Annotated in this window: 18 protein-coding genes; 9 read left to right on the forward strand and 9 right to left on the reverse strand. The window is 34.5% G+C overall.

All coding sequences use genetic code 11. The annotated features are described in order from the left end of the window. Positions 1–49: 49 nt before the first annotated feature. Genes AS161_RS00945 through AS161_RS00985 form a run of 9 tightly spaced genes read right to left on the reverse strand, consistent with a single transcriptional unit; the run spans position 50 to position 10,055 of the window. Complete coding sequence (locus AS161_RS00945) at positions 50–1,774, reverse strand: HD domain-containing phosphohydrolase (protein ID WP_164541455.1); 1,725 nt, start codon at positions 1,772–1,774, stop codon at positions 50–52. Between the two features lie 21 nt (positions 1,775–1,795). After that, positions 1,796–2,119, reverse strand: a complete 324-nt coding sequence (locus tag AS161_RS00950) for a hypothetical protein (RefSeq protein WP_164541456.1) — start codon at positions 2,117–2,119, stop codon at positions 1,796–1,798. Between the two features lie 30 nt (positions 2,120–2,149). Beyond that, a complete protein-coding gene (der, locus tag AS161_RS00955) occupies positions 2,150–3,454 on the reverse strand; it encodes a ribosome biogenesis GTPase Der (RefSeq protein WP_164541495.1) in 1,305 nt (434 codons plus the stop codon). Then, a complete protein-coding gene (locus AS161_RS00960; RefSeq protein ID WP_164541457.1) occupies positions 3,423–5,987 on the reverse strand; it encodes a bifunctional 4-hydroxy-3-methylbut-2-enyl diphosphate reductase/30S ribosomal protein S1 in 2,565 nt (854 codons plus the stop codon). Before AS161_RS00960 ends, der begins: the two co-directional genes overlap by 32 nt. Further along, positions 5,984–6,643, reverse strand: a complete 660-nt coding sequence (gene cmk / locus AS161_RS00965) for a (d)CMP kinase (RefSeq protein WP_011994389.1) — start codon at positions 6,641–6,643, stop codon at positions 5,984–5,986. Before cmk ends, AS161_RS00960 begins: the two co-directional genes overlap by 4 nt. Positions 6,644–6,649: 6 nt before the next feature. Then, entirely contained in the window at positions 6,650–6,979 is a 330-nt protein-coding gene (locus tag AS161_RS00970; RefSeq protein WP_011994388.1) for an STAS domain-containing protein, read from the reverse strand. Between the two features lie 33 nt (positions 6,980–7,012). Then, the gene (aspS, locus tag AS161_RS00975; RefSeq protein WP_164541458.1) at positions 7,013–8,743 is read right to left on the reverse strand and encodes an aspartate--tRNA ligase; all 1,731 of its coding nucleotides are present in this window, start codon (positions 8,741–8,743) and stop codon (positions 7,013–7,015) included. Positions 8,744–8,775: 32 nt separating this feature from the next. After that, entirely contained in the window at positions 8,776–9,429 is a 654-nt protein-coding gene (gene fsa / locus AS161_RS00980) for a fructose-6-phosphate aldolase (RefSeq protein ID WP_164541459.1), read from the reverse strand. Positions 9,430–9,476: 47 nt separating this feature from the next. Beyond that, positions 9,477–10,055 carry a flavin reductase family protein gene (locus AS161_RS00985; protein ID WP_164541460.1) on the reverse strand — a complete coding sequence of 193 codons (579 nt, stop codon included), beginning with the start codon at positions 10,053–10,055 and terminating at the stop codon, positions 9,477–9,479. A gap of 92 nt (positions 10,056–10,147) precedes the next feature. Between AS161_RS00985 and gatA the strand changes: the two genes are divergently transcribed. From gatA to AS161_RS01030, 9 genes are read left to right on the forward strand one after another with little or no spacing between them, the layout of a single operon-like run. After that, complete coding sequence (gene gatA / locus AS161_RS00990) at positions 10,148–11,575, forward strand: Asp-tRNA(Asn)/Glu-tRNA(Gln) amidotransferase subunit GatA (RefSeq protein WP_164541461.1); 1,428 nt, start codon at positions 10,148–10,150, stop codon at positions 11,573–11,575. Positions 11,576–11,625: 50 nt separating this feature from the next. Beyond that, a complete protein-coding gene (gene gatB / locus AS161_RS00995) occupies positions 11,626–13,065 on the forward strand; it encodes an Asp-tRNA(Asn)/Glu-tRNA(Gln) amidotransferase subunit GatB (RefSeq protein ID WP_164541462.1) in 1,440 nt (479 codons plus the stop codon). A gap of 49 nt (positions 13,066–13,114) precedes the next feature. After that, positions 13,115–13,987 (forward strand): hypothetical protein, encoded by an 873-nt coding sequence (locus AS161_RS01000; protein ID WP_241241295.1) that lies wholly within the window; start codon positions 13,115–13,117, stop codon positions 13,985–13,987. Positions 13,988–14,011: 24 nt separating this feature from the next. Further along, a complete protein-coding gene (gene hemW, locus AS161_RS01005) occupies positions 14,012–15,133 on the forward strand; it encodes a radical SAM family heme chaperone HemW (RefSeq protein WP_241241296.1) in 1,122 nt (373 codons plus the stop codon). Then, complete coding sequence (locus AS161_RS01010; RefSeq protein ID WP_011994380.1) at positions 15,130–16,245, forward strand: FtsW/RodA/SpoVE family cell cycle protein; 1,116 nt, start codon at positions 15,130–15,132, stop codon at positions 16,243–16,245. The genes hemW and AS161_RS01010 overlap by 4 nt, the downstream gene beginning before the upstream one ends. A 19-nt stretch (positions 16,246–16,264) precedes the next feature. Then, positions 16,265–17,293: a UDP-N-acetylglucosamine--N-acetylmuramyl-(pentapeptide) pyrophosphoryl-undecaprenol N-acetylglucosamine transferase gene (locus tag AS161_RS01015; protein WP_011994379.1), complete on the forward strand. Its 1,029-nt coding sequence runs from the start codon at positions 16,265–16,267 to the stop codon at positions 17,291–17,293. Between the two features lie 38 nt (positions 17,294–17,331). Further along, complete coding sequence (gene murC / locus AS161_RS01020) at positions 17,332–18,696, forward strand: UDP-N-acetylmuramate--L-alanine ligase (protein WP_241241297.1); 1,365 nt, start codon at positions 17,332–17,334, stop codon at positions 18,694–18,696. Then, positions 18,686–22,180: a chromosome segregation protein SMC gene (gene smc, locus AS161_RS01025; protein WP_164541464.1), complete on the forward strand. Its 3,495-nt coding sequence runs from the start codon at positions 18,686–18,688 to the stop codon at positions 22,178–22,180. The genes murC and smc overlap by 11 nt, the downstream gene beginning before the upstream one ends. Further along, positions 22,177–23,394: a PAS domain-containing protein gene (locus AS161_RS01030; protein WP_164541465.1), complete on the forward strand. Its 1,218-nt coding sequence runs from the start codon at positions 22,177–22,179 to the stop codon at positions 23,392–23,394. The genes smc and AS161_RS01030 overlap by 4 nt, the downstream gene beginning before the upstream one ends. Positions 23,395–23,415: the final 21 nt, after the last annotated feature.

Here is a 23,415-nt window from a genome sequence, read left to right on the forward strand (position 1 = left end):
AACGCACTAAGCGTTAGAAAAACATCCACCTTTTTAGGTGGATGTTTTCTTATTTTATACTTTCCCAAAGTCTATTTATATCAGCTTCATATTCTTTGAAAACTTCGAGTAGTTTTGGATCAAAATGTTCAGGTGAAGTTCTTCCATCGCCGTTTAATATTATATTCATTGCTTCTTCATGAGTAAATCCTTTCTTGTATGGTCTTGAAGACCTTAGGGCATCGTAGACATCAACAAGTTTTACTATATGGGCATCCATAGGTATTTCTTTTTCCTTGAGACCGAACGGATAACCTGTTCCATCGTAATTTTCATGGTGATAAAGCGCGATGTTTAGCGCGCTTTCAAAACCAGGTACATCTAAGATTCTTTTGGCATATATTGTATGTTGACGCATAATTTCCCATTCTTCAGCTGTTAATTTTCCAGGTTTTTGGAGAATCTCTTTCGGGACAAAGATTTTTCCTATATCATGTAAACTTGCAAACATCTTGACTTTTTCAATTGTTTCTTCGTCTAAACCAATCTTTTCTGCAAGAAACCCACTAAGCAATTTAACCCTGAATACATGCTGACCAGTATTTTCATCGTATCCTTCGGCTATAATTGCTAATCTTTCCGATATGTTAAGCAATAGTTTTTTAAATTCTTCACTTTTTTTGGTGATATCATTGTACGCTCGTTCAAGTTCTTCATTTGTTGCCTCCAATTCTTCCATTGTTGCACTTAGTTCTTGAAGTATTGCAGAGAGTGTTTCGTAGAATTCTTGACTTTCGGCTAAAACAAAGTTTCCAGCTGGTGGTAGTATACCGGTATTGCCTATTTCTCGGACAGCGGTGTCCAATTTTTCTAAGTCTTTAATGAACGGATCAACAGATGATTTTGAAGATGTGTATGTAAAAATGAGCATTGTACCAACAAAAACCAAAATAAACAATAAGCTTATGTATAGATAATTAAAATATTCCATTGTAATTCTTAAATACAATGGTGTAGTAATTGTATCATATTTGGAAAGTATGAATTTTTTGTAGAATGTCACTTTCAAAAATTGATGAATTTCCTTTTCGGATTGTACCTCGGATATTTTGTTGTCTAATGATGTTTGAGAAGTATCCAATCGGGTTTTGTCATTTACATATATGGCTATATCTTTTATGTTTCCTATTTTGTTAGTTGTAAATGCCTCAATAGGTTTTTCGTAAAACTCAGGATTTAAATAAAATGCAAATACTATAAAGTTATCTTTGAATTTTACCCATGTATGGAGCGCCAATCGTCTTGTTGAACCAACAAATGAAAGAAGTTTCGGATATTGTTCAGTGATATCTGCGTTGCTAATTTTAGTTTCAATGGGTTTGAAGTTCAGAAAGCTAAAGTTTGAATAATAGCCCGTAGCTGCAATTATAGAGCCTTCTTTGTTAGATATTACGACGTCTATATCAACAAATTTTTTTGAGAGTGAAAATTGATAAATTTTCTTTACATCATTTAAATTATTGTAATTACCGTTTTCCAGTAGTTGTTTTGCGAGCGATAAACCGGAATTTATGTGCATATCTATTTCTTCTTCGTTCATTAAAATGGTATTTGAAATTGTATCAACTACACTTTGGAAGGATTTACTTATTGTTTCGTGTGTTTTAAACGACTCTTTTGAAATGTAATTTCCAAGCCACACAAGAAAGACAACAGCAAAAGCTATTGATACAATTAAAGCTATTGTTACATTTCTTTTCATAATAACTTTTGTTATTTTCTGACTGCTTAGCATACCACGTTTACACCTCTTTATTTAAAAATCTTCTAATTTTTTATTTCTTTGTTTTATTATTTTCAACCTGTCTGGATTTGAGTAATTTAAGCAACATCCACTACCGAAAAGTTTAATTTCTAATCTCATATCTTCTTCTAACGCTACGATTTCATCGTATTTACTGCATAAGTTATCTTCTGTTAGAAATTTACATTGATTTTTCTCGTAATCCCATTCACCATAATAACAGATGGTATGTTTACAACACCATCCGCATTTTACACATTCTGGGCAATTAGTTTCTTTTAAAAGTTTGCCAAGTTCTTGAAGGAATTCGTTGTTTAAACTTTCAAACTCTTCCATTTTTGCTCCTCAAATTCACTGTTTTTTTACTTATTCTCTTTCTTTGAATTTTAAAAATATCGGTGCGCCAACGAATGGCTCTATATTTTCTCTGATTGTTCTTCTAATTGCATTTTGAAAACTCTCTGGTACTTCAGTTTTGTTTACGAAGAAAAGAAATGTAGGAGGTCTTATATCAACTTGTAATCCGTAGTACAATTTTAAACCATGTGGTGGTTTTATAATCATTCTCTGAATTGCAGAATTTATGGCACTTGTTGGAACTCTTTTGTGCAGCGACTCGTATGATTTGTTTATAGCGTTTATAAGCTCTTTGTAACCAACTTTGCTGACGGTACTTGTAAATACAACGGGACTATAGTCTATAAAATACAATTTTTCATTTACTTGATCTATGTATTCCTTAACTCTTTTGTCTGCGTGTTTCACTAAGTCCCATTTGTTGAAAACAATAACGGTGGCTTTTCCGTTTTTTTCGGCAAGTCCTGCTATTCTTTGGTCTTGTCGAGTTATACCTTCTGTAGCGTCTATAACAAGTACAACAACATCGGATCGTTCTATTGAATCAATTGTTCTCATTGTACTTACACGTTCAATAAAATCCTCTATTCTACTTTTCTTCCTTAATCCCGCAGTATCAACGAACAAATAATTTTTGTTATTTATTTGAACTATTTCATCTATTATATCCCGCGTAGTACCAGCGATAGGTGTTACCAAAGCCCGCTCTTCTTTTACAATCATATTGAAAAGAGAAGATTTACCTGCATTTGGTTTTCCAACTAACGTTACTCTTATTATATTTTCGTCGTATTCACTGGCAGTTAATTCAAGACCTTTTGATGTAAGTTTATTAATGATTGTTTCTATAAGTTCATCAAGATTCCTACTTTGCTCAGCTGAAACTGGAAACGGTTCGCCAAGACCTAATGAAAAAAAATCCGGAAGATTTTTCTGATAAATTTTTTCATTTTCAACTTTATTGGCGGCCAAAATAACCTCCGCCCCTGATTTTCTAATCAAGTCAGCTATTGTGTAATCTTCTGAAGAAAGCCCTTTCCTTCCATCGACCACAAAGATGACTAAATCTGCTTCTGAAAGTGATTTTATAGTTATTTCCTTGCTTTTTTCATAAATTTCATCGTTTTTTCCTTCAAAAATACCGCAAGTATCAACTAATTGGAATGTCTTATCATACCAAACGACGCGGTCTACGACCGCGTCTCTGGTTGTACCATTTTCATCTGCTACTATTGATTTTCTTTTTCCAACGAGTTTATTAAAAAGGGTTGATTTACCAACGTTACTCTTCCCTACTAAAATAACTGTTGGTATTTTGTTTTTCTTCACTGACGGCGTTTGCATCAGAAATTTTTCCCTCCAACGTTACTCCTTCAAAGTCTTTCGATTCATTTTTATTAGTTGCCAGTGAGTTTTCGTATGCTTTTGGGCTAACGATAATTTTGTAAATATCTTTTTGCTCTTCAAGCTTAATTATTTTACCATCTATTTCATCGCCCAAATTTAAATTTTCGTAAACTTGTGATTTCGGAATGTACACTTCTATTTCTTCACAAAGACCTATGTAACCTTTTTCTACAGCTTTTATTACTTTTACTTTAATAATGTCTCCTTCTTTATGAGCATTGGCAAATGCTTTCCAAGGGTTTGGCTTGGCTTTACGTATGCTAACGCGGATTTTTTTATTTTCTGGATCGATTTTGAGTACTTGGAATTTTACACTTTCTCCTTCTTTTATTACATCTTCGATGTTATCGACAAAATTCCAAGAAACTTCAGAAATATTGCAAAATGCGGTTACTTCAGGTTCGATTTCTATAATTACACCATTCGGAAGTACTTTTGCTACTTTGCCTTCGCTTATATCTCCTTCGGATAATTTCTTAGCTATTTTTTCCCAAGGATCTCCGATAACACTTTTGTAGCTAAGTTTCATTTGACGTTTCTCTGGGTTAATTTCTAAAATTTGAACTTTAACAAAATCGTTGATGCTAACGACTTCGTTTATATTCCCTTTTCTTCCCCAGAAAACTTCTTCAATAGGTACGAAGCCTTCAACACCATCTTCAATTTTCACGAAAAAGCCGAAAGGTTTTACTGATGTTACAACTCCGGTAACAGTTTGACCAATCTGGTATTTTTTAGCAACGTTTTCCCAAGGATCAGGTAATAGTGCTTTAAGACTTAAAAGTATTCTTTTTCTTTCAGGATTTATTTCCTTGATTAAGAACTTCATAATTTCCCCAACGGTCAAAGCATCTTTGGCTTTAATTGATGTGTTGTAAGATATTTCGCTATTTGGTATGAAGCCCGTTGTTATACCCGCGATTTTTACAAATGCGCCATTATCAGAAATAGATTCGACTATTCCTTCGACTACATCGCCCGGTTTTCTATTTGAGAAGAATTCGTCTATAAGTTTTTGGAAAAGTTTTTTTCTTGAAACAACGATATTTGTTTTTCTACCACGTGTTTCGTAAGAAATTACGGCAAATTGCATTTTTTCTCTTGGTATTTCTTCATCTTCTCTTATATTTGATTCACTACCGGGCAAGAACGCTTCAACAACATTTTCGAGGATGACCCTGTATCCACCTTTTATTCTTTCGATTATCTTTCCACTTACTGGTTTTCCATTTTCTTTTGCTTTTTGTATTTCATCAAATATTATCTTTTCCATAGGTTTCTTTGCGGAAAGGATAGCGGTTCCATCTTCTTCGTTAATTTTTTCAACTCTAACTTTGATTTGTTCACCAACTTTATATTCATTAAGTTCTTTGAAAAGTTCTTCTAAAGGAACAACTCCTGTTACCTTTCCACCAAGGTCAATTGTTAGTCCCGTGGGTGTAATTTCTGTTACGATACCTTCAACAATCTTTCCCCTTCCCACTTGATTCATGTTTTCATGTTCTTTTAATAGCTGTTCAAAAGATTCCTCCAAGACTTCTTGTTTTAAGTTGTTTAAATCTTCCATGTAAAGTTCCCTCCCACCGTAGTTTTTTACAAGATACTTTAAGATGTGTTCGACATCTTTAGAATATGTAGATGTACCACTTATTAAACCTATTTTGATGGTTTGGATATCTTTTGATTTTTCTCTAAACAACATTTCTTCTATTTCGTTAATTTCATTGATGCTTTCTATATGTACAGCTTTGCCATAGTTATATGCTATCTCAAATAGTTTTTTGGTATTTGAGCTATTTTTACCTCCAACGACAACAACGAAATTACAAATTTGGGCAAGCTTTTTTGCTTGTTCTTCTCTTTCAATGGTGACTTTACAAATTGTGTTTATGACTTTTATCTCTTTACCTTTGTTTAATTTTTTCATTTCTTCAATAAACAAAGCAAATTTTTCGCTAGAGCTTGTTGTTTGACTAATTATTGCTATTTTATTGTCTGGCAAGGGTAATGGTTCAGTAGTAACTAAAGAATTTTTTACATGTCCGGCAAAAGCTACCATTTCTGCATGATCTTTCTTTCCAAAAGCTACAACTTTGTATCCTTCTTTTGATAATTTCTTTCCAAGAGCAAAAAGATTCTGAACAATTGGACATGTCAAATCGATAACTTTGTAATTTTTTGATATTTCATTCAACTTTTCAGGTGGCAGACCATGTGCCCTTACAACAAAAGTACCATTTTCTTGAGGTGAGTACTTCAAACCAAGTCTTTTCAATTCTTCAAGAACATTTTTATTGTGTACAACTTCGCCATCAGTAAAGAGGTTTTCGCCTTTATTTAAGTGGTCTATTATCTCTCTAACAGCATTATCAACACCAAAACAAAAGCCATATTGGCCAACTATAATTTCTAAATTCACTTTATTTGTTTCATTACTCATTTTATTCTGCACCTTTCTTTTACAATATCTAAAATTTTTTCAACAACTTCTTCTATGCTCAAATTTGATGTATCTATTTCTATAGCATCTGGAGCTTTTACAAGCGGTGCCACATCACGGTTAGAATCGTTCTTATCTCTTTCTTCAATTTGTCTTAATAGTTCTTCGTAGCTAACTTCCATGTTCTTGGATTTTAGTTCCTCGTACCTTCGTCTCGCGCGAACTTCAGGCGAAGCTACGAGAAAAATCTTTACTGTTGCATCAGGCATGACTACGGTCCCTATATCTCTGCCTTCTGCAACGATACTTCTGTTACTGCATATTTGCTTTTGTATTTTTGTAAGGAATTCTCTAACTTCTGGATTAGCTGCGTACTGTGAAGCAAACATTCCTGCTTCCGGTGTTCTTATTTCATCGCCCACTTTTTTTCCATTCAAATAATAATCTTTACCAATGTATTCTATGTTAACTTTTTCCAGAATGTCTTTAATACTTGTAGATTTCGGCTCTACGCCAATGCTATGCAAATACAACCCGACAATACGGTACATAGCTCCAGTGTCTAAATAGTCAATTCCAAGCTTTTGAGCAATTAGCTTGGCAACAGTGGTCTTTCCAGATCCAGCGGGGCCGTCTATTGCTATTTTACAATGCAATTTGGATCATGCCTCCTCAACTGTCTGAACAATCTTAAAAACTCTGTCCAATCTTGTCATTTCAAATATTCTCATAACTGTTTGCTTAAGAGAAGCAAGGATAAGTTCTTTTTCTGACATCCTTGCATCTTTGTAAAGTGCTACAAGACTGCCAAGACCAGCACTATCAATATAGTTTACTTCAGACATATCAAGCACAATTTTGCTCAATTTTGTTTCAGAAATAACATCTTTGAGGAACTTTTTTACTTCTCCAGAATGATATGCATCGATTTCACCATGTATAGAAACAACGAGTTTGTCCGCAAGTTCTTTCTTTTCAAATTTTATAGACATCCACAACACCTCCCAATTTTTCTATGAGGAAAATTATTGATTTTGTCTTAATGCGATTCCTAATTCGTCAAGTTGGAATTGGGTAACCGCAGATGGAGCGTTCGTGAGCAAGCAAGTTCCACTCGATGTTTTTGGGAATGCAATTACTTCTCTTATATTATCAACTCCTGCAGCAATTGCAGCGAGTCTATCAAGACCAAATGCGATACCTCCATGTGGTGGAACGCCATATTGTAAAGCATCGAGGAAGAAACCAAATTTTTCTTTTGCTTCCTCTTTTGTTAAACCGATTATATCAAATACTTTTTCTTGTATGTCTCTTCTGTGTATTCTTATACTTCCTCCTCCTACTTCGAAACCATTGATTACCATATCATATGCGTGTGCTCTAACCTTGGATAATTCAACTCCACCTTCGAGATCTTCTATATACGGCATTGTAAATGGATGGTGCCTTGCAACAAATCTTCCTTCTTCTTCGCTCCATTCTAAGAATGGAAAGTCAACAACCCAGAGTGCATCAAAACCACTGACCTTTACATATTGCTTACCGACTTTCAGTCTTAAAGCTCCTAAGGCTTCGTTCATTCTTTCTCTGTTGTCGTGAGCAGCTATAATAAAAACTTCTCCTTCGTTCATGTTGTATTTTTCGGCTATAGCTTTGTATTCATTTTCAAGGTATTTTGCTGTAGTTGATGTAATTTGGCCATTTTCAAGCTTAAACCACAAAACTCCGCCAAGGCCGAATCCTTTTACAAATTCTGAATATTCATCTGCGATTTTCCTACTCATTGGAATATTAGCTTTAAAGCCTTTTACTGAACCGCCTCTTTCTAAAACCTCTTTGATAATCTTAAAATCTGAGTTTTTGAAAAATTCGGTTAAATCAACCATTTCCATTCCATAACGTCTATCAGGTTTATCTGAGCCATATTTTTCCATGGCTTCGTTGTATGTTATTCTGTCAAATTTTTCTGGAAGTTCTATACCTATAGCTTTGTAAATGTATCTTATGAGGTTTTCCGCAAGGTTTATGACATCTTCCATATGTACAAAAGACATTTCTATGTCTATTTGTGTAAACTCGGGTTGTCTGTCAGCTCTTAAGTCTTCGTCTCTAAAGCATCTAACGATTTGGAAATACCTATCTATACCAGATATCATGAGTATTTGTTTGAAAAGCTGGGGACTTTGAGGAAGAGCATAGAAATTTCCTTTTTTAAGCCTTGACGGTACTAAAAAGTCTCTTGCACCTTCCGGGGTACTTTTTGTAAGGTATGGAGTTTCTACCTCAAGAAAATTATTATTTGAGAGGTATTCTCTTGTTGCAAAGGCAAGTTTGTGTCTTAAAATAAGGTTGTTCATCATTTTTGGATTTCGTATATCCAAATATCTGTACTTTAATCTCATTTCTTCCGAAACATCATCACCGGGATAGAATGGTGGAAGTTCGGATTTTGATAATATTTTTAGCTCAGATGCAACGATTTCTATTTCACCTGTTGGTTCAGGTGTAATTGCCTCTGCAGGTCTTTTTCTGACAATACCTTCAACTTGAACGACATCTTCCCTGGAGATATTGTTAACAATTGAATACACTGATGAACCCGGGTTAACGACAACTTGAGTTTTTCCATATCTATCTCTCAAAACTATGAATTTTACACCACCGAGGTCTCTTATGCGTTCAATCCAACCTGACAATATTACATTTTTACCTTCATCTGTTCCCCTTAGTTCTCCGCACGTATGTGTTCTATACATTTACTAGCCTCCTTTAGCTTTTGCTAAATATTTCATTTTTTATTTTTCTTGTATTCTTCCCAATCTTGTAAGAATCTTTTTATTCCAACATCTGTAAGAGGATGTAAGAACATCTTTTTAAGTACATCAAAAGGAATAGTTGCTATATCAACACCTATCATCGCAGCTTCTACTACATGCATTGGATGTCTTACACTTGCGGCGATTACTTCTGTCTCAAAACCATAGTTTGTGTATATTTGCATAATTTCCTCTAGTAACCTTAAACCATCATTGCCATTATCGTCAATCCTTCCTATAAATGGGCTAACATACGTTGCGCCAGCTTTTGCGGCAAGCAAAGCCTGATTGGCACTAAATACAAGTGTAACGTTTGTTTTAATTCCTTCGGTTGATAGTATTTTAACGGCCTTAATGCCATCTGGGGTCATTGGAATTTTAACAACAACATGATCGTCTAGGGAAGCGAGTTTTCTGGCTTCCTCTACCATTTCATCCCATTTTAAAGATATAACTTCAGCGGAAACTGGACCTTGAACAAGTTCGCAGATTTCTTTTATTCTTTTTTCAAAATCTGCACCTTCTTTTGATATAAGCGTTGGGTTGGTTGTAACCCCATCAACGATGCCCCATTCAACTCCTTGCCTTATCTCGTCAATATTTGCAGTATCAAGAAATATTTTCATAATCGCACCTCCAACATAACCGTTTTAATTTTATTTTCAATGGAATTTTATAATTTTTTTCTCTTATCAATTTCTTTTTTTACTTCTTCTTTACCGAATTTTACTAGATATGTATTTTCAGATTTTGTGTACATATCGTTACCAGCGTATAAAAGCAAACCATCAGAGATACCATCTTTGTACTCATTTTCATTGTAATGAATACCAACAATCTCGCCAACATAGAGTATGTGGTCACCATAAGTTTTACTATCTATTAATTTACATTCATAGCAAGCGATTGCATTTTCTAAAATAGGAACATCTAATTTTTTGCCTTTTATATATTTTATACCAAAAAAATTAATTTTATCCAAATCTTTTCCCGAAGTTCTTCCAAGAAATCCAGATAGCTTGTAATCATCGTATTTAATGAAGTTCAGTGAGAACATTCCGGATTTTTCGATAAATTCTTTTGTGAACCTTTTTGGAGAAATTGCTACTCCGTATAATGGGGGGGCAAACGATATTTGTGTGTGCCATGCTGCCGACATAAAGTTTATCGAATTATCGCACTTTGAACCCACTATTGCGACCGGAAAAGGGTAATGAAAGTAATATTTTTCACTTTTCTCAACAAATATCATACTGCTTCACCTCGTATTCACATCGTAAGCTTTGCTAATTATTTAAAAAATTATCAAATATATTCTAACATAAACTGTCAATTTTACCAACAATGTGGTATAATTTTTCTGAAGTAGAGGAGGTGTTTGAGTTGGATAAGTTTATAGATAAAAACAAATTCAAGGGAATGACTCTTAAAGATGCCATCGAATATCTAAATAATTATCCTGAATCAACAGAACTTTTTGAAAGGTCATTTGAAGTAATAAGTAGCGAGGAAGAAAGGCTTAACGCGTTTATAACTGTCAAAAATGAGATTGAAAAGGGTATACCGATTGGTATAAAGGACAATATAAATGTTAAGGGTATGAAAACTACATGTGCTTCGAAGATATTGGAAGGATACGTTGCCCCTTATGATGCAACTGTTATTAAAAAATTAAGAGTATGTGGATATGCTTTCGTTGGTAAAACTAATCTTGATGAATTTGCGATGGGTGCAAGTACAGAGTATTCCGCATTTGGCCCGACGAGAAACCCACATGATGTTGAAAGAGTAGCTGGTGGAAGTAGCGGAGGGTCTGCAGCTGCCGTTGCATCTGGTGAGGTAATTGCCGCACTTGGTAGTGATACGGGAGGTTCTATAAGACAACCAGCTGCCTTTTGTGGAGTGGTAGGTTTTAAACCAACTTATGGTCTTGTCTCAAGATACGGATTGGTTGCTTTTGCTTCATCTTTAGATCAGATTGGACCAATAACGAAGACAGTGGAAGATAGTGCAATTCTTATGAATATAATAGCGGGAAAAGATGAAAACGATGCCACAACTGTTGATAGAAATATTGATTTTACGCAATTTGTAGGTAAGCAGATACCAAAAATGAAAATTGCTGTTGCAAAACAATCTTTTGGTGAAGGTGTTGAAGAAGGTATAAAAAATAGAGTAAATGAATTTGTACAAGAACTATCAAGGCATGGTCATGATGTTGATGTCGTTGATATAGATGAAATTAAATATTCTGTTGCTACGTACTATATAATTGCCCCATCTGAAGTAAGCTCAAACCTTTCAAGGTTTGATGGTGTAAAATATGGTCTTAGGATATCCTCTGATTCTCTTCGTGAAATGTATGAAAAAACAAGAGGTTTAGGCTTTGGGGAAGAGGTAAGAAGGAGGATACTTATAGGAACGTTTAATTTAAGTGCAGCGTATTACGATGCCTACTTTGAAAAAGCCCAAAAGGTTAGAAGGGTTATAGCGAATAAACTGTATAGCATATTCGAAAAGTATGATTTTATAGTAACCCCAACTTCGCCGATAGTTGCATTTAAGGTGAATTCGGTGAATGACCCGCTGGTTTACTATATGATGGATATATTTACCATCCCTGCTAATTTGGCTGGTATACCTGCGATAAGTATTCCATATGGAAAGAGCGAAAATCTTCCCGTTGGTATACAAATCATGGGACCGAGGTTCTCAGATGCAAAATTACTTGGTTTTGCTGATTGGGTAGAGAGAAATCTGGGGAAATCATGAAAATTCTGAAAGGTACGAAAAAGATATGAAAATAATTAGGAGGTGTTTTAATGTCCCAATTTGATAGATACCGTCCTGTAATAGGTCTTGAAATACATGTTCAATTAAACACGAAGACAAAAGCTTTTTGTAATTGTAGCGCGGACGTTTTTGATTTAGAACCGAATACAGCTATTTGTCCGGTCTGTACGGGTCAACCAGGTGCATTACCTGTCCCTTCTCAAGAAATGTATGATTTAGGTACGAAGCTTGCATTAGCGTTAAATTGTAAGATAAACGAATATACAAGGTTTGACAGAAAGAATTACTTTTATCCAGATCTTCCAAAGGGTTATCAAATAACACAGTTTTTTTACCCGCTGGCAGAATATGGTTATCTTGAAGTTAAAGGTAAAAAAATCAGGATAAGAAGGATTCATCTCGAAGAGGATGCTGGTAAACTACTCCATTCTGGAGACAGTATTACCGAAGCTGACTATTCTTTAGTTGATATGAACCGCTGTGGAATACCTCTTGCTGAAATTGTTACAGAACCAGACATTGAGTCTCCAGAAGAGGCAAAGATGTTTATGGAAAAACTGAGGACGTTACTTAGATATCTGGAAGTTAGCAGTGGCGATATGGAAAAAGGCGCATTGAGATGTGATGCCAATATCTCGGTTATTGACCTTCATACAGGGAAGCAAAGCAACAAGGTTGAAGTGAAGAATATGAACTCTTTCAAGTTTGTTGAAAAGGCTCTTGAGTATGAATTCGAAAGAATTAAATCTTTAATGGAAGAAGGAAAAGAAGTGGAAAGAGAAACACGTGGATGGAATTTAAGTACAAAATCTACTGTCAGTATGAGAAGTAAAGAAGAAGCTCACGATTATAGGTATTTCCCTGAACCAGATATACCTCCCATCGTTTTAACCAAGGAGTATATTGAGAAAATAAGAGGCACATTATCAGAATTACCAGATGAACGCTTGAAAAGATTTGTTAGAGAATATCAACTATCTGAGAAAGATGCTTGGGTTTTTGTTGAGGATAAGGAAATTGCTGATTTTTATGAAGTAGTTGTTGCTAAAACAAAAGAGCCGAAAGAGACTGCTAATTGGTTTTTAACAGAACTATTCCGTTTGTACTCCGAACATGGGAAAGAAAAAGTAAAAGTTCAACCGGAACATTTTGTTGAACTCTTTGATTTAATAAAGAATGGAACCATTTCAAGAAACATCGCTAAAGAAGTGTTTTCAGAGTGCGCTTTAAGTGGTAAATTGCCAAGTGAATTAGTTGAACAGAAGGGTTTAAAGCAAGTTGATGACGTAGCTTTGATTGAAGAAATAGCAAAAAAAGTCATTGAAAGTAATCCGCAGCAGGTAGAAGCATTTAAAAAAGGCAAAGAAGGACTTTTTGGATTTTTCGTTGGTCAGGTCATGAAAGAAACAAAAGGTAAGGCAAATCCAAAAACTGTCAATGATATACTCAACAAATTACTCCGTGGATAGGATATTGACAAAGCATTTATACTTTTTTGTAAATCTAGGAGGGGGTTTTATGAAAATAAAATCTTTTAAAGTTTTAAAGTTCGTAGTTTTAATGATTCTTATCGTTGTTTTTTCCAATGCTTTTAGCTATGACATTATCCCAGAAATTCAGGGAATATACAATTCTTTCTCTCTTAACGTATGGAACTTAGCTTTGGTTGTGGAAAACTATCACTATGCCGCAGGATTAAGGATTTTTGATGAAGCAGTAAGAAGTGAATCCTACAAACTCGGTTTTGTTACAATGAAAAGGCAAATTGATAAGAGCTATTTTAATTTGTTAGCATTTGTAGGTCAATCATACGGTGTAGTTTTGACAATTGGATATGAGAATTATTCTATACCAACAACAGGTTACGAGAGGACTTATTATATATCATCTACACAATCTATTTTAGCGGAATACTCAAAAACATGGTTTTCAATACCTGCTTTACCATTTGGTGAAACAACTATAGGCCCATTTGCGCTTAATTACGAAGGATTTTCTTTATCTAAACTTAGTGTAAGTGATCCACGTATATCGATTAGTATGAAAAGGGGATTTGCAAATATTGACCCACTTCAGCTAAGTTTTGTTCAAATTGGCAATATATACTCACTTGGATTTTATGTATTTTCTGATAAGTCTCTTGAACAAGGAGCTACGGTGAACCTTGGTTGGGATTTTGACGAAGGAAGGATAGTGGGTGTGCTTGGCGGAAGGATATTTATAGACTTGTGGGATTTTAGATTCTTTTTCTCAGCTTATGGGACGTACATTCCGTCATCGGAGAATGTAAAATTCGGCATTTGGTTCAGATTCCTTTCTCCTATCCAGGGAGATCTGATTATCCAAAATAACGTTGGATACTTCAAGATTAAGATGGCCGATATTTTTTAAGAAAAATAAAATTTGATAGCGGGGATGAACAAGTTGGACGACATAAAAAATTTTAAATTAGGCTTGTACGTTCATATACCGTTTTGTAAGAAAAGATGTATTTATTGTGATTTTGTAAGCTATGTTGAGAATAATTTTGACGAATATACAGAATATCTCTTAAAGGAAATTGATTTGTACAAAGAGTATTTAAATTCTGGAATTGACACACTTTACATTGGTGGTGGGACTCCAAGTATTTTCCCCATAAAAAACATCAGTAAAATTTTTGAAAAATTAGAACCTTATATTTCAAATAACGCAGAAATAACGATAGAAGTAAATCCAGAAAGCTTCACAAAAGAGAACGCGCAATTTTACAAAAAAATAGGTGTAAATAGAATAAGTATGGGTCTTCAAAGTGCCGATGATGTTGTTTTGAAAAAGTCTGGGCGGCTCTATGATTTCGAGACCTTTATAAGGAAATTTGATATTGCCAAAAGATATTTTGATAATATAAATGTTGATTTTATAATAGGCCTTCCTGGTGAGAGTTGGAGTACAATTGGAAAAAATGTTCAGTTCATTAGTGATTTTTTACCAGATCATATTTCAGTTTATATGCTTGAAGTTCATAATGATAAAAACAACAGCGTTTTAAAAAAACCAGATGACCAAACTTTCCAGAGATACGATGATTTTTTGAACGCAATTAGTGGTTTTGGTTACGAAAGGTATGAAATATCTAACTTTGCTTTGAACGGCAAATATTGCAAACATAATTTGAAATATTGGGCAAATACAGATTACGTTGGTTTAGGTATCTCAGCTGGTGGGCATATTGGTTTTTTGAGGTACAACAACCATGAGAGTTTTTCAGATTATTTTATTTCTATATCCGAAGGGAAATTCCCAAGGGCTTACGAATCTTTAAATACTCCCGAACGCGAGGCTCTAGAAACAACTTTTATGAACTTACGTACAATGTTGGGAGTAGATAAAGAATATATTAAAGAAAAAACAAATATAGACATTTCCCCCGTTATGGATGCGTTGAAAAACAAGTTTGATTTCTTTGATGGAAAAAAACTTTCAGAAAAAGGCATGGATTTCAGCAATCTTTTCTTCGTTACTCTACTTAGTTTTTGGGAGGAATACTTTAGATGAGACAAGAGATAACTATAATTGTTGTTTCTTATTTGATATTATTCATAATTGGCGCACTGGCTATGTATAGCCTTGATATCGCACGAGAAAGAGTCCTTGGGACTTCAAGTAATTTTTTTGTTAAACATTTGTTCAACATATTTGTTGGTCTTATTGCTTTTTATGTTGCTATGAACATACCTTTCTCCTTTTACGAAAAACATGTAAAACTTTTTTACTTTTTAGGTATTTTGCTTTTGCTTATTGTTTTTGTTTTTCCACCTGTTAACGGAGCACACAGATGGATAAATATTCGTGGTTTTACACTACAATCATCAGAGTTTGCAAAGATTATTTTGATACTTTTCTTATCTATTTATGCGAAGAATAATTATAAAGAAATGGAGAAATTCACAAAAGGCTTTGTTGTTCCATTACTTTATTCTATAGTATACGTCGCTCTAATTATTATAGAACCTAATCTGAGTACATCTTTATTGACTTTCATCATAGCAATTGTTGCAATGTACTATGGTGGTACCAAGTTGTCATATTTTATATTTTCTTTTGTGGCTGCTGTAACATTCATAGTAATTGCTTCCTCGGCCGGATTGCTGCATCCATATCAATTGGGAAGGTTAAGATACTTTTTCAGTGGAACAATGGCCCCACAAGTTGATATAGCATTAAAAACTTTGAAAAACTCCAATGCTACAGGACTTGGCATTGGTAATGGATGGTTGAAAGTTTATGTTCCTGAAGCGGAAAGTGACTTTGTGCTTTCAGTGATAGGTGAGGATCTTGGATTTTTTGGAATTTTAATTGTTGGTGTAATGTATTTCTTTTTAACTTATGCTCTTATGAGGGCTGCAAGTTATATAAAAGATGTAGCGGTAAGGGTTTTCACATGGTCTTACGCAACGGTAATTATGTTGCATGTAGTAATTAATTTCGGAGTTTTTTCTGGATTTTTCCCAGTAACAGGTGTACCATTACCATTCATCAGTACAGGCGGAAGTTCTATAATTTCATTACTAATTGGATTTGGAATAATAATGTCTGGGTTGACTCAAAAACAAGGTGAAGATACTGGCGAAAAAACAAACATAAAAGAATATTATATACAAAGATAAATACAAGGAGTGAATTAGATTGAAGAAATTGAAAATAGCCGCAGCAGGTGGTGTGACCGGTGGACACCTTTATCCAAACATCGCTGTATTGGAAGAATTTCAAAAAAGATACGATATTGAGATACTTTACTTTTGTGTAAGTGGGAAAATTGAGGAAAGATTGCTTCCGGTTGTTCATCCGGAGTTTAAAAGGTACACGATTAATGTAAAAGGTTTGAGGAGACCTGTTTTCCATCCGGAAAATATTATTAGATTTTCCAAGTTAATTTCAAATTCGAAAAAGATTCAAGAAGAATTGAAGAAATTTTCACCGGATTTTGTTTATGTATCTGGAGGATACGTTAGTTATCCCGTTGCAAAAGCTGCGAAAAGGCTTGGTATACCTGTTTTCGTTCAAGAGCAAAACACATTACCTGGTAAGGCAAATATAGCCATTTCAAAATTTGCAAAGCGCGTTTTTTTATCTTTTGAAGAATCGATCCAAAGATTTCCAAAAAAAATTCATAATAAAATAGAAGTTGTTGGAAATCCAATATGGGCAAGAGATGGGAAAGTAGAACTCCCGCATCCAACAGTTATAGTAATTGGCGGGAGTGGGGGAAGCGAGTTTTTGAATAAAATAACACTTGAAATTGCTTTAGAAATGCCGGATGTCAATTTTATTCTCTCTTCTGGTGGAAAAAAATTGGATGGTACGGTTCCTAATAACGTTCAAGTAAAAGATTATATAGACAACATGTACGCGTATTGGAGAAGTGTTGATGCTGCAATTACAAGAGGTGGGGCAACAACAATATCAGAATTGATATACTTCAACGTTCCGGCAATTGTTGTTCCATGGGAAGGTTCGACAGAATCTCATCAAATTCTTAACGCAAAGATAATTGAAAAAGAACAACTTGGTGTTATGATAAGGGAGAATGAGTACAATAAAGAAAAATTTGTTCAAGCACTTAGAGGTATAATAAATAAAGGTAGAAAATTCGAAGAACGAACAAATCCCGCTATTAAAATTGTTGAATCGATAAGTTCTGTTTTAGGCTTATAAGTTTAAAATTTAAAACAAGAAAAGTAAAGAAGGAGTGTATGGAAAAGATGGAAAATATTCAGATAAAGAAAAAGATACACTTTGTTGGTGTCGGTGGCATTGGAATGAGCGCTCAAGCAATGCATGAGCATTTTAACGGAAATATCGTCTCTGGCAGCGACCCATATAGTTCAGATACAACAAAGCACCTTGAAAGTATTGGAGTTAAGGTTTTTCATTCACATGAAGAAAAAAATGTGGAAAATGTTGATGAAGTAATAGTTACACCCGCGATTTCAAAGACTAACCCGGAATATGTAAAGGCTCAAGAACTGGGAATACCCATAACAATGCGTATTGATCATTTTAGGAGGATATTAGAACCATTTCGCGGTTTTGCTGTAACTGGTACCGATGGAAAATCTACAACAACTTCGATGCTGGCAAACAGTCTTATAAATCTTGGGGCAGACCCTTACGTTTTTCTTGGCGCACTCCACAATAAGCTTGAGCACGGTAATTATCGACATGGTAAGAGCGATATAGCTGTTTACGAATTGGATGAGAGTCAACCTGGGTACGAACTTTTTAGACCTGAATTTCTGATAATTACAAATATTAGAGAGGATCATGTAGAAAATTACCAGAGTCTGGAACATTACTATAGCAGTTTTGAAACTTTGATTAAAAATTCCAAATTTGTAGTTACATTTGCTGATGAGAAAAAATTCAAAGGTAATGTAACTTTCGGAGTTTATTCTGGAGATTTTAAGCTTGTGGAAAGAAAACAAGAAGGATTTTATCAAACGGTGACAATTTTTACTCCGTATGGCGAAAGAAAATTTTTCTTACCAGTTCCAGGTTATCATAACGCACTCAACGCATTGGCTGTTATTTCACTTCTTTCGAGTATAGGATACAACATAGATAAAGTACTAGATTCTTTCGAAGATTTTAGACTGCCAGGTAGGAGATTCAATGTAAGTTACGACAATCCTTCAAGAAAAATAACAATTGTCGATGATTACGCACATACTGCTGATGAAATAGAAGTTCTTTTAAAAACCTCAAGAGAAGTCTACCCGGAGAGGAAAATCGTTTTAATCTTCCAACCGCACAGGTACACACGATTCAAAAGGGAAGCGGAAAGATTTAAAAGAATTCTCCAAAGTGCTGATGAAATATACATAACGGAAATATATGGCGCGTTTGAAACTAAAAATGGTGTTACGGCAAAGAATATAGTCAGCGAAATAGCCAAAGCAATATTTGTAGAAAAAATAGAAGATTTAAAGAACATCGAACTACAAGATAACGCTGTTTACATGTTTGTTGGTGCTGGTAATATATACAACATTTCGCGCGAAATAGTTGCAGGGCTAAATACTGCAAGCGGGAATCGGGGGGAAAGTAGTGATACTTAAGGAAATATTTATAAAAGGCTTCAAATCTTTTGCTGAGCCTGTTAGACTTGAAATTTCAAATAGAGTCACCGCTATCGTTGGACCAAACGGTTCAGGGAAGTCCAACGTTGTTGACGCTATAAGATGGGTTCTCGGTGAACAGTCGATGAAAGAGATAAGGGCTCAGGAAAGAGAAGATGTTGTATTTTGGGGGAACGAAAAGAAACCACCTGCTCAATTTGCGTACGTTGAATTGGTTTTTGAAAATGGGAACGAACGTGTTTCAATTGCACGTGAATTGTCACGTGATGGTACGGGTAGGTATTTGTTGAATGGCGATGTTGCAAGGTTAAAAGATATAAGAGATTTCTTGATGCAGCATGGTTATGGGAAAAACCCCTATTCTATTATTGGCCAAGGTCAAATAGATAGAATAGTGTCATCTACACCAGAAAATCTTAGGACGATGATAGAAGAGATAGCAGGAATAGGAATATACAGGGAAAAGAAGAAAGAAGCTCTCTCAAAGCTTGAAACTACGCAAATAAATCTTAACAGAATTAGTGACATATTGTTTGAAATGGATAAAAACAGAAAATCATTGTATTTAAAGGTCAAGCGTGCAGAAAGGTATATTGAATATTCTGAGAAGCTTGAAACACTCAAAAAAGAATATTTTGGTGGAGTTTACAAAATAGAAAAGCAAAGATTATCCGATATGGAAAATTACCATAGTGAACTTAATGTAAGCCTTAAAGAAAAATTAAGACATTTGGCTCAACTAGAAATGGAATGGTCAAATTTAAAAGACGAGTTCAATCAGATAGATGTTGAAATGGAAAGCTATACAAAGACATTAGAAGAATTTAAGACAAGAGAAAATCAACTACTTGAAATAAAAGAAAAATTTTCAAAGAAACTGAGCGAACTTGAAAATAAATATATAGAAATAACAACCCGTGTTGATATGCTCAATGAAGAAACGAACACTCTAAAAAATAGGAATGAAGAAATAAAATTAATTTTGGCGAAAATTTTGGAAGAGCTTAACGAAAAAGAAAAAGTTCTCTCGGAACTTGAAGATGAGAAATCCAAAATTTTTACCCAATACACCGAACAAGAAAAGGAAATATTAAAGAAAAAGCAGGAATACGAAGAAATAGAAAAAAATCTTTCAAAAATTCATAATGAAATTATAAGATTAAATGAGAACAATCAAGATATAAAACACCGCCTTGAGATGATACAAAGTCAAAGGGTAAATAAGGAAGATCGAAAGCAAGAATTAGAAGACGAAATATCAGATTTAGAGAAACATCTACTTGACATAGTTGAAAAAGAAAACGAGCTTGTTAAAGAACTCGAAAGTATAAAATCGTCAATAGAAGAGTATAGAAAGAAAAAAGAGGAAAAAAGTTTATTACTAGAGAAGTTAGTGAAACGCGAGAAAGAAGTCAAAGCAGAGATAGACGTAATAAAGAGGCAAATTTCAGAGTACCAGGGATTTGGTCACTCTATAAGAAAAATATTTGAGAACAAAGATATTTTTGATGGGTTGATAGACGTTGTCGCTAATCTTATCGATTTTGACAAGTCTTTATCGACCGCGTATGAAGTTCTTCTCGGCGGAGCTGTTCAAAATGTTGTTGTGAAAACAGCAGAAGATGGAAAGAAAATAATAGAATTTCTAAAAGCCGGAGAATATGGTAGGGCAACGTTTATTCCTTTAGATTTAATCGATTCATCATTTTCGGAGATAAAGGGTTTAGAAAAAGAAGAAGGATTCATTGGCTATGCAGCCAAACTTGTGAACGTCTCAAAAGAGTACGAAGCGCTTCCGTACTTTCTTTTCGGGAACGATATAATAGTTAAAGACATCGACAATGCGATAGAGATAAAGAGAAAGTATAACATCCGTTCAAGGATAGTTACGCTAGATGGAGAACTCATCTCCGGAAGAGGAGCAATGAGTGGTGGAAGGTCAAAAGAAGATTACGCCAATTCGATAATTGCCAGAAGAGTTAGGTTGAAAACTTTGGAAGAAAATATAGAGCAAATCGAACATGAAAAGGAAAATACAGAAAATGAAATTTCGGTTATAAATAAGGAAATCAACGAGTTGCAAAACAATATGAATATAGTTAGGGAAGAACTTGCAACCGTTTCAAGCCGATCTTTATCTTCGAAAAGAGTATTAGAGGAACTACAAAAAGCCTACAAGGAAATCACAAATGAAATTTCTGACCTTGTTAAACTTGAAGCAGAGTACAACGCAAAATACGAGGGGAACATAGCAAGAATAGAAGTTTTGGAAAATCAATCAAAAGAACTCGATGAAAAGAGGAAAAATCTTCAAAATAGTGTTAATGAATTTTCAAAGGGACTTGATGAACATAGGAAAAAATTAGAGCAACTCAATGAATCTATAGCTACTTACCGTGCGGAAGTAAAGAATTTGTTTGAGAGAAAATTACAATACAACGCAGAAAGTGATAGGATAAATTCAAGGATAGAAGAGATTAAGGATGAGCTTATAAATGCAAAGTCTGTTATATCAAAACTTGAAGAAGATATTGATGAAACGAAAAAGTTTCTCTTGGAAAATGAAAAAGAGTTAGAAACGTTGAGAAATACCTCTCAAGAGTTATTTTCTGGCATACGCGAAAAGAAAGCAGGGAAAGAAGAGAAGCTTCAAAAGCTTGAACAACTTGAGAAAGAGTTACGAGACCAGAAGACAGAAATAGAATCTATAAAAGAACGCATTCACGAAACAGAAATGAGACTTCAAGAAATATCGTTTAGAATATCAAATATTCCTGAAGAATATAGAACACCTATCGATGTGGAACCAGAAAAATTAGACGAACTTGCTAATGAAATTAAGGATCTAGAAAACAAACTCAAAATGTTAGGTGCAGTAGACTTAACAGCGATAGATGAATACAAAGCCATTGAGCAAGAATACAACGAGCTATTAAAGCAGAAACAAGACTTAGAAGATGCAAAAAAGAAACTGGAAGAACTTATTGAGCAAACAAACGCACAAGCACGTGAACAATTTTTAAGGGTATTTAATCAAATAAATAGTGCTTTTAGAACGTATATAGAAAACCTATTTTACGGAGGAACTGGCGGAATGAGAATTTTAGACGATGGTGATATATTGGAATCGGGTATAGAAATAACGATTTCTAAAGCTGGTAAAAGGGTTCAAAGACTTCAATTATTATCTGGCGGAGAAAAAGCGCTTGTTGGTATAGCATTAATAATGGCAATGCTTGAAGCTAATAAAGGAGTTTTTTACGTGCTTGACGAAGTTGACGCTCCGCTTGATGATTACAATTCTGAGAAATTTAGACGTTTATTGGAACAAGAGCATTCACAATTTATAGTTATCACACACAATAAACTCATAATGGAGGCTGGAGACATAGTTCATGGAGTAACCATGGTAGATGGTATTTCTAAGATATTACAAGTTAAGATGGAGGAGGTAACAGCGTGAGATATCTATACTTTTTACAACAATTCTTTGAAAGGCTCCCGGCACCGGCTTTTATCAAAGATAATAGATTTAGATTTATCTGGATAAATAAAGAGCTAGAAAACGTACTCCAATTACCTGAAGGAAAACTAATTGGCAAGCTCGAATCAGAAATACTGGGAGATGAAGAGATAAACAATATTGATAGAAAAGTTATGAGAACAAGAAGAAATCAGATTCATGAAAAAGTTATAAACGGAAGGTATTTTAGTATCCATAGGATGCCGATTAGGCTTGGTGATGGTTCTTATGGTGTCGCAGGAGTAATGTTTGATATGACCGAAAAGGTTTTAGAGCAATCACTTTATAAGCTTCAATCGTTTGTTGAAAAGATAATCATTGAAGCTTTAAGTAATTCCGAAGGTGATCCAACAAAATTTGCAGTCGAACTCGGGATGAAGTTCCACGCAGAATATCCGGAAATAGCTTATGCTTTACTTAAAGATAATGATTATGTTGTTGGTAAGGAGGATGAAAAAGTTTTAGAAAAAGCAAAAGGGTTAAACGAATTAAAGAGTTTTACTGTCGAGAAAAAGCATTACATGGTGATACCTGTGGAAAATTATAAATTTATCATTCACGTTCCGGAAGAATACACTGACATATCAAAAGCGATATCTTCTTTTTTGTCTTCTCAGGCTCTTGCGGCTATTAGATTTTTGCAAACACAGAAAATCTACAAAGAAATGGTAACAAGCTTTGAAAGTCTGTCAAAACTTGTATCTCTTTGGGAAAAATCAACATCTTTGGAAGAGTATCTCCAATCAATGCTTAATGAACTTGTGAAATTAGTACCCGAAGCACAAAAAGCCTCCATTTGGATGCTTGATGGTGATATATACAAATGTGTGGCTGTTTATAACTACGATAGTGAAATAAAAAACGCTGTCTTTAGAGCTGATGAAGACAATTATGGACCTGCGATTGGAGAAAACAAAGTTGTTGAACTTGAAGAGGCTTACAAGCTCAATTTGGAAAGTCCGCAAAGGGATTTGTGGATTAAGGCGGGAGTTACAGATCCAAAATTTATACCTCTTGTTGGGAGTGTAAAAATAGGTGATAAGAGACTTGTGATTATTTCTTTGGACAACTTTGAAGGGAAAAGATTTTCAGAAGCAAGCAAAAAGTTGCTCCAAGTTTTTGTTGAGATTCTCTCAGCGTTTTTGAGAAAGTAAAAAATAAAGAGTATAGAGGAT

This window comes from Fervidobacterium sp. 2310opik-2 (genome assembly GCF_011057735.1).
In the GTDB taxonomy this organism is placed as follows: domain Bacteria; phylum Thermotogota; class Thermotogae; order Thermotogales; family Fervidobacteriaceae; genus Fervidobacterium; species Fervidobacterium nodosum.

Excerpts from the sequence above, each read along its gene's own strand:
- AS161_RS00945 (WP_164541455.1), bottom strand. The coding sequence starts at position 1,774 with ATGCTAAGCAGTCAGAAAATAACAAAAGTTATTATGAAAAGAAATGTA.
- AS161_RS00950 (WP_164541456.1), bottom strand. The coding sequence starts at position 2,119 with ATGGAAGAGTTTGAAAGTTTAAACAACGAATTCCTTCAAGAACTTGGC.
- AS161_RS00960 (WP_164541457.1), bottom strand. The coding sequence starts at position 5,987 with ATGAGTAATGAAACAAATAAAGTGAATTTAGAAATTATAGTTGGCCAA.
- AS161_RS00970 (WP_011994388.1), bottom strand. The coding sequence starts at position 6,979 with ATGTCTATAAAATTTGAAAAGAAAGAACTTGCGGACAAACTCGTTGTT.
- aspS (WP_164541458.1), bottom strand. The coding sequence starts at position 8,743 with ATGTATAGAACACATACGTGCGGAGAACTAAGGGGAACAGATGAAGGT.
- fsa (WP_164541459.1), bottom strand. The coding sequence starts at position 9,429 with ATGAAAATATTTCTTGATACTGCAAATATTGACGAGATAAGGCAAGGA.
- AS161_RS00985 (WP_164541460.1), bottom strand. The coding sequence starts at position 10,055 with ATGATATTTGTTGAGAAAAGTGAAAAATATTACTTTCATTACCCTTTT.
- gatA (WP_164541461.1), top strand. The coding sequence starts at position 10,148 with ATGTGGTATAATTTTTCTGAAGTAGAGGAGGTGTTTGAGTTGGATAAG.
- gatB (WP_164541462.1), top strand. The coding sequence starts at position 11,626 with ATGTCCCAATTTGATAGATACCGTCCTGTAATAGGTCTTGAAATACAT.
- AS161_RS01000 (WP_241241295.1), top strand. The coding sequence starts at position 13,115 with ATGAAAATAAAATCTTTTAAAGTTTTAAAGTTCGTAGTTTTAATGATT.
- hemW (WP_241241296.1), top strand. The coding sequence starts at position 14,012 with ATGAACAAGTTGGACGACATAAAAAATTTTAAATTAGGCTTGTACGTT.
- AS161_RS01010 (WP_011994380.1), top strand. The coding sequence starts at position 15,130 with ATGAGACAAGAGATAACTATAATTGTTGTTTCTTATTTGATATTATTC.
- murC (WP_241241297.1), top strand. The coding sequence starts at position 17,332 with ATGGAAAAGATGGAAAATATTCAGATAAAGAAAAAGATACACTTTGTT.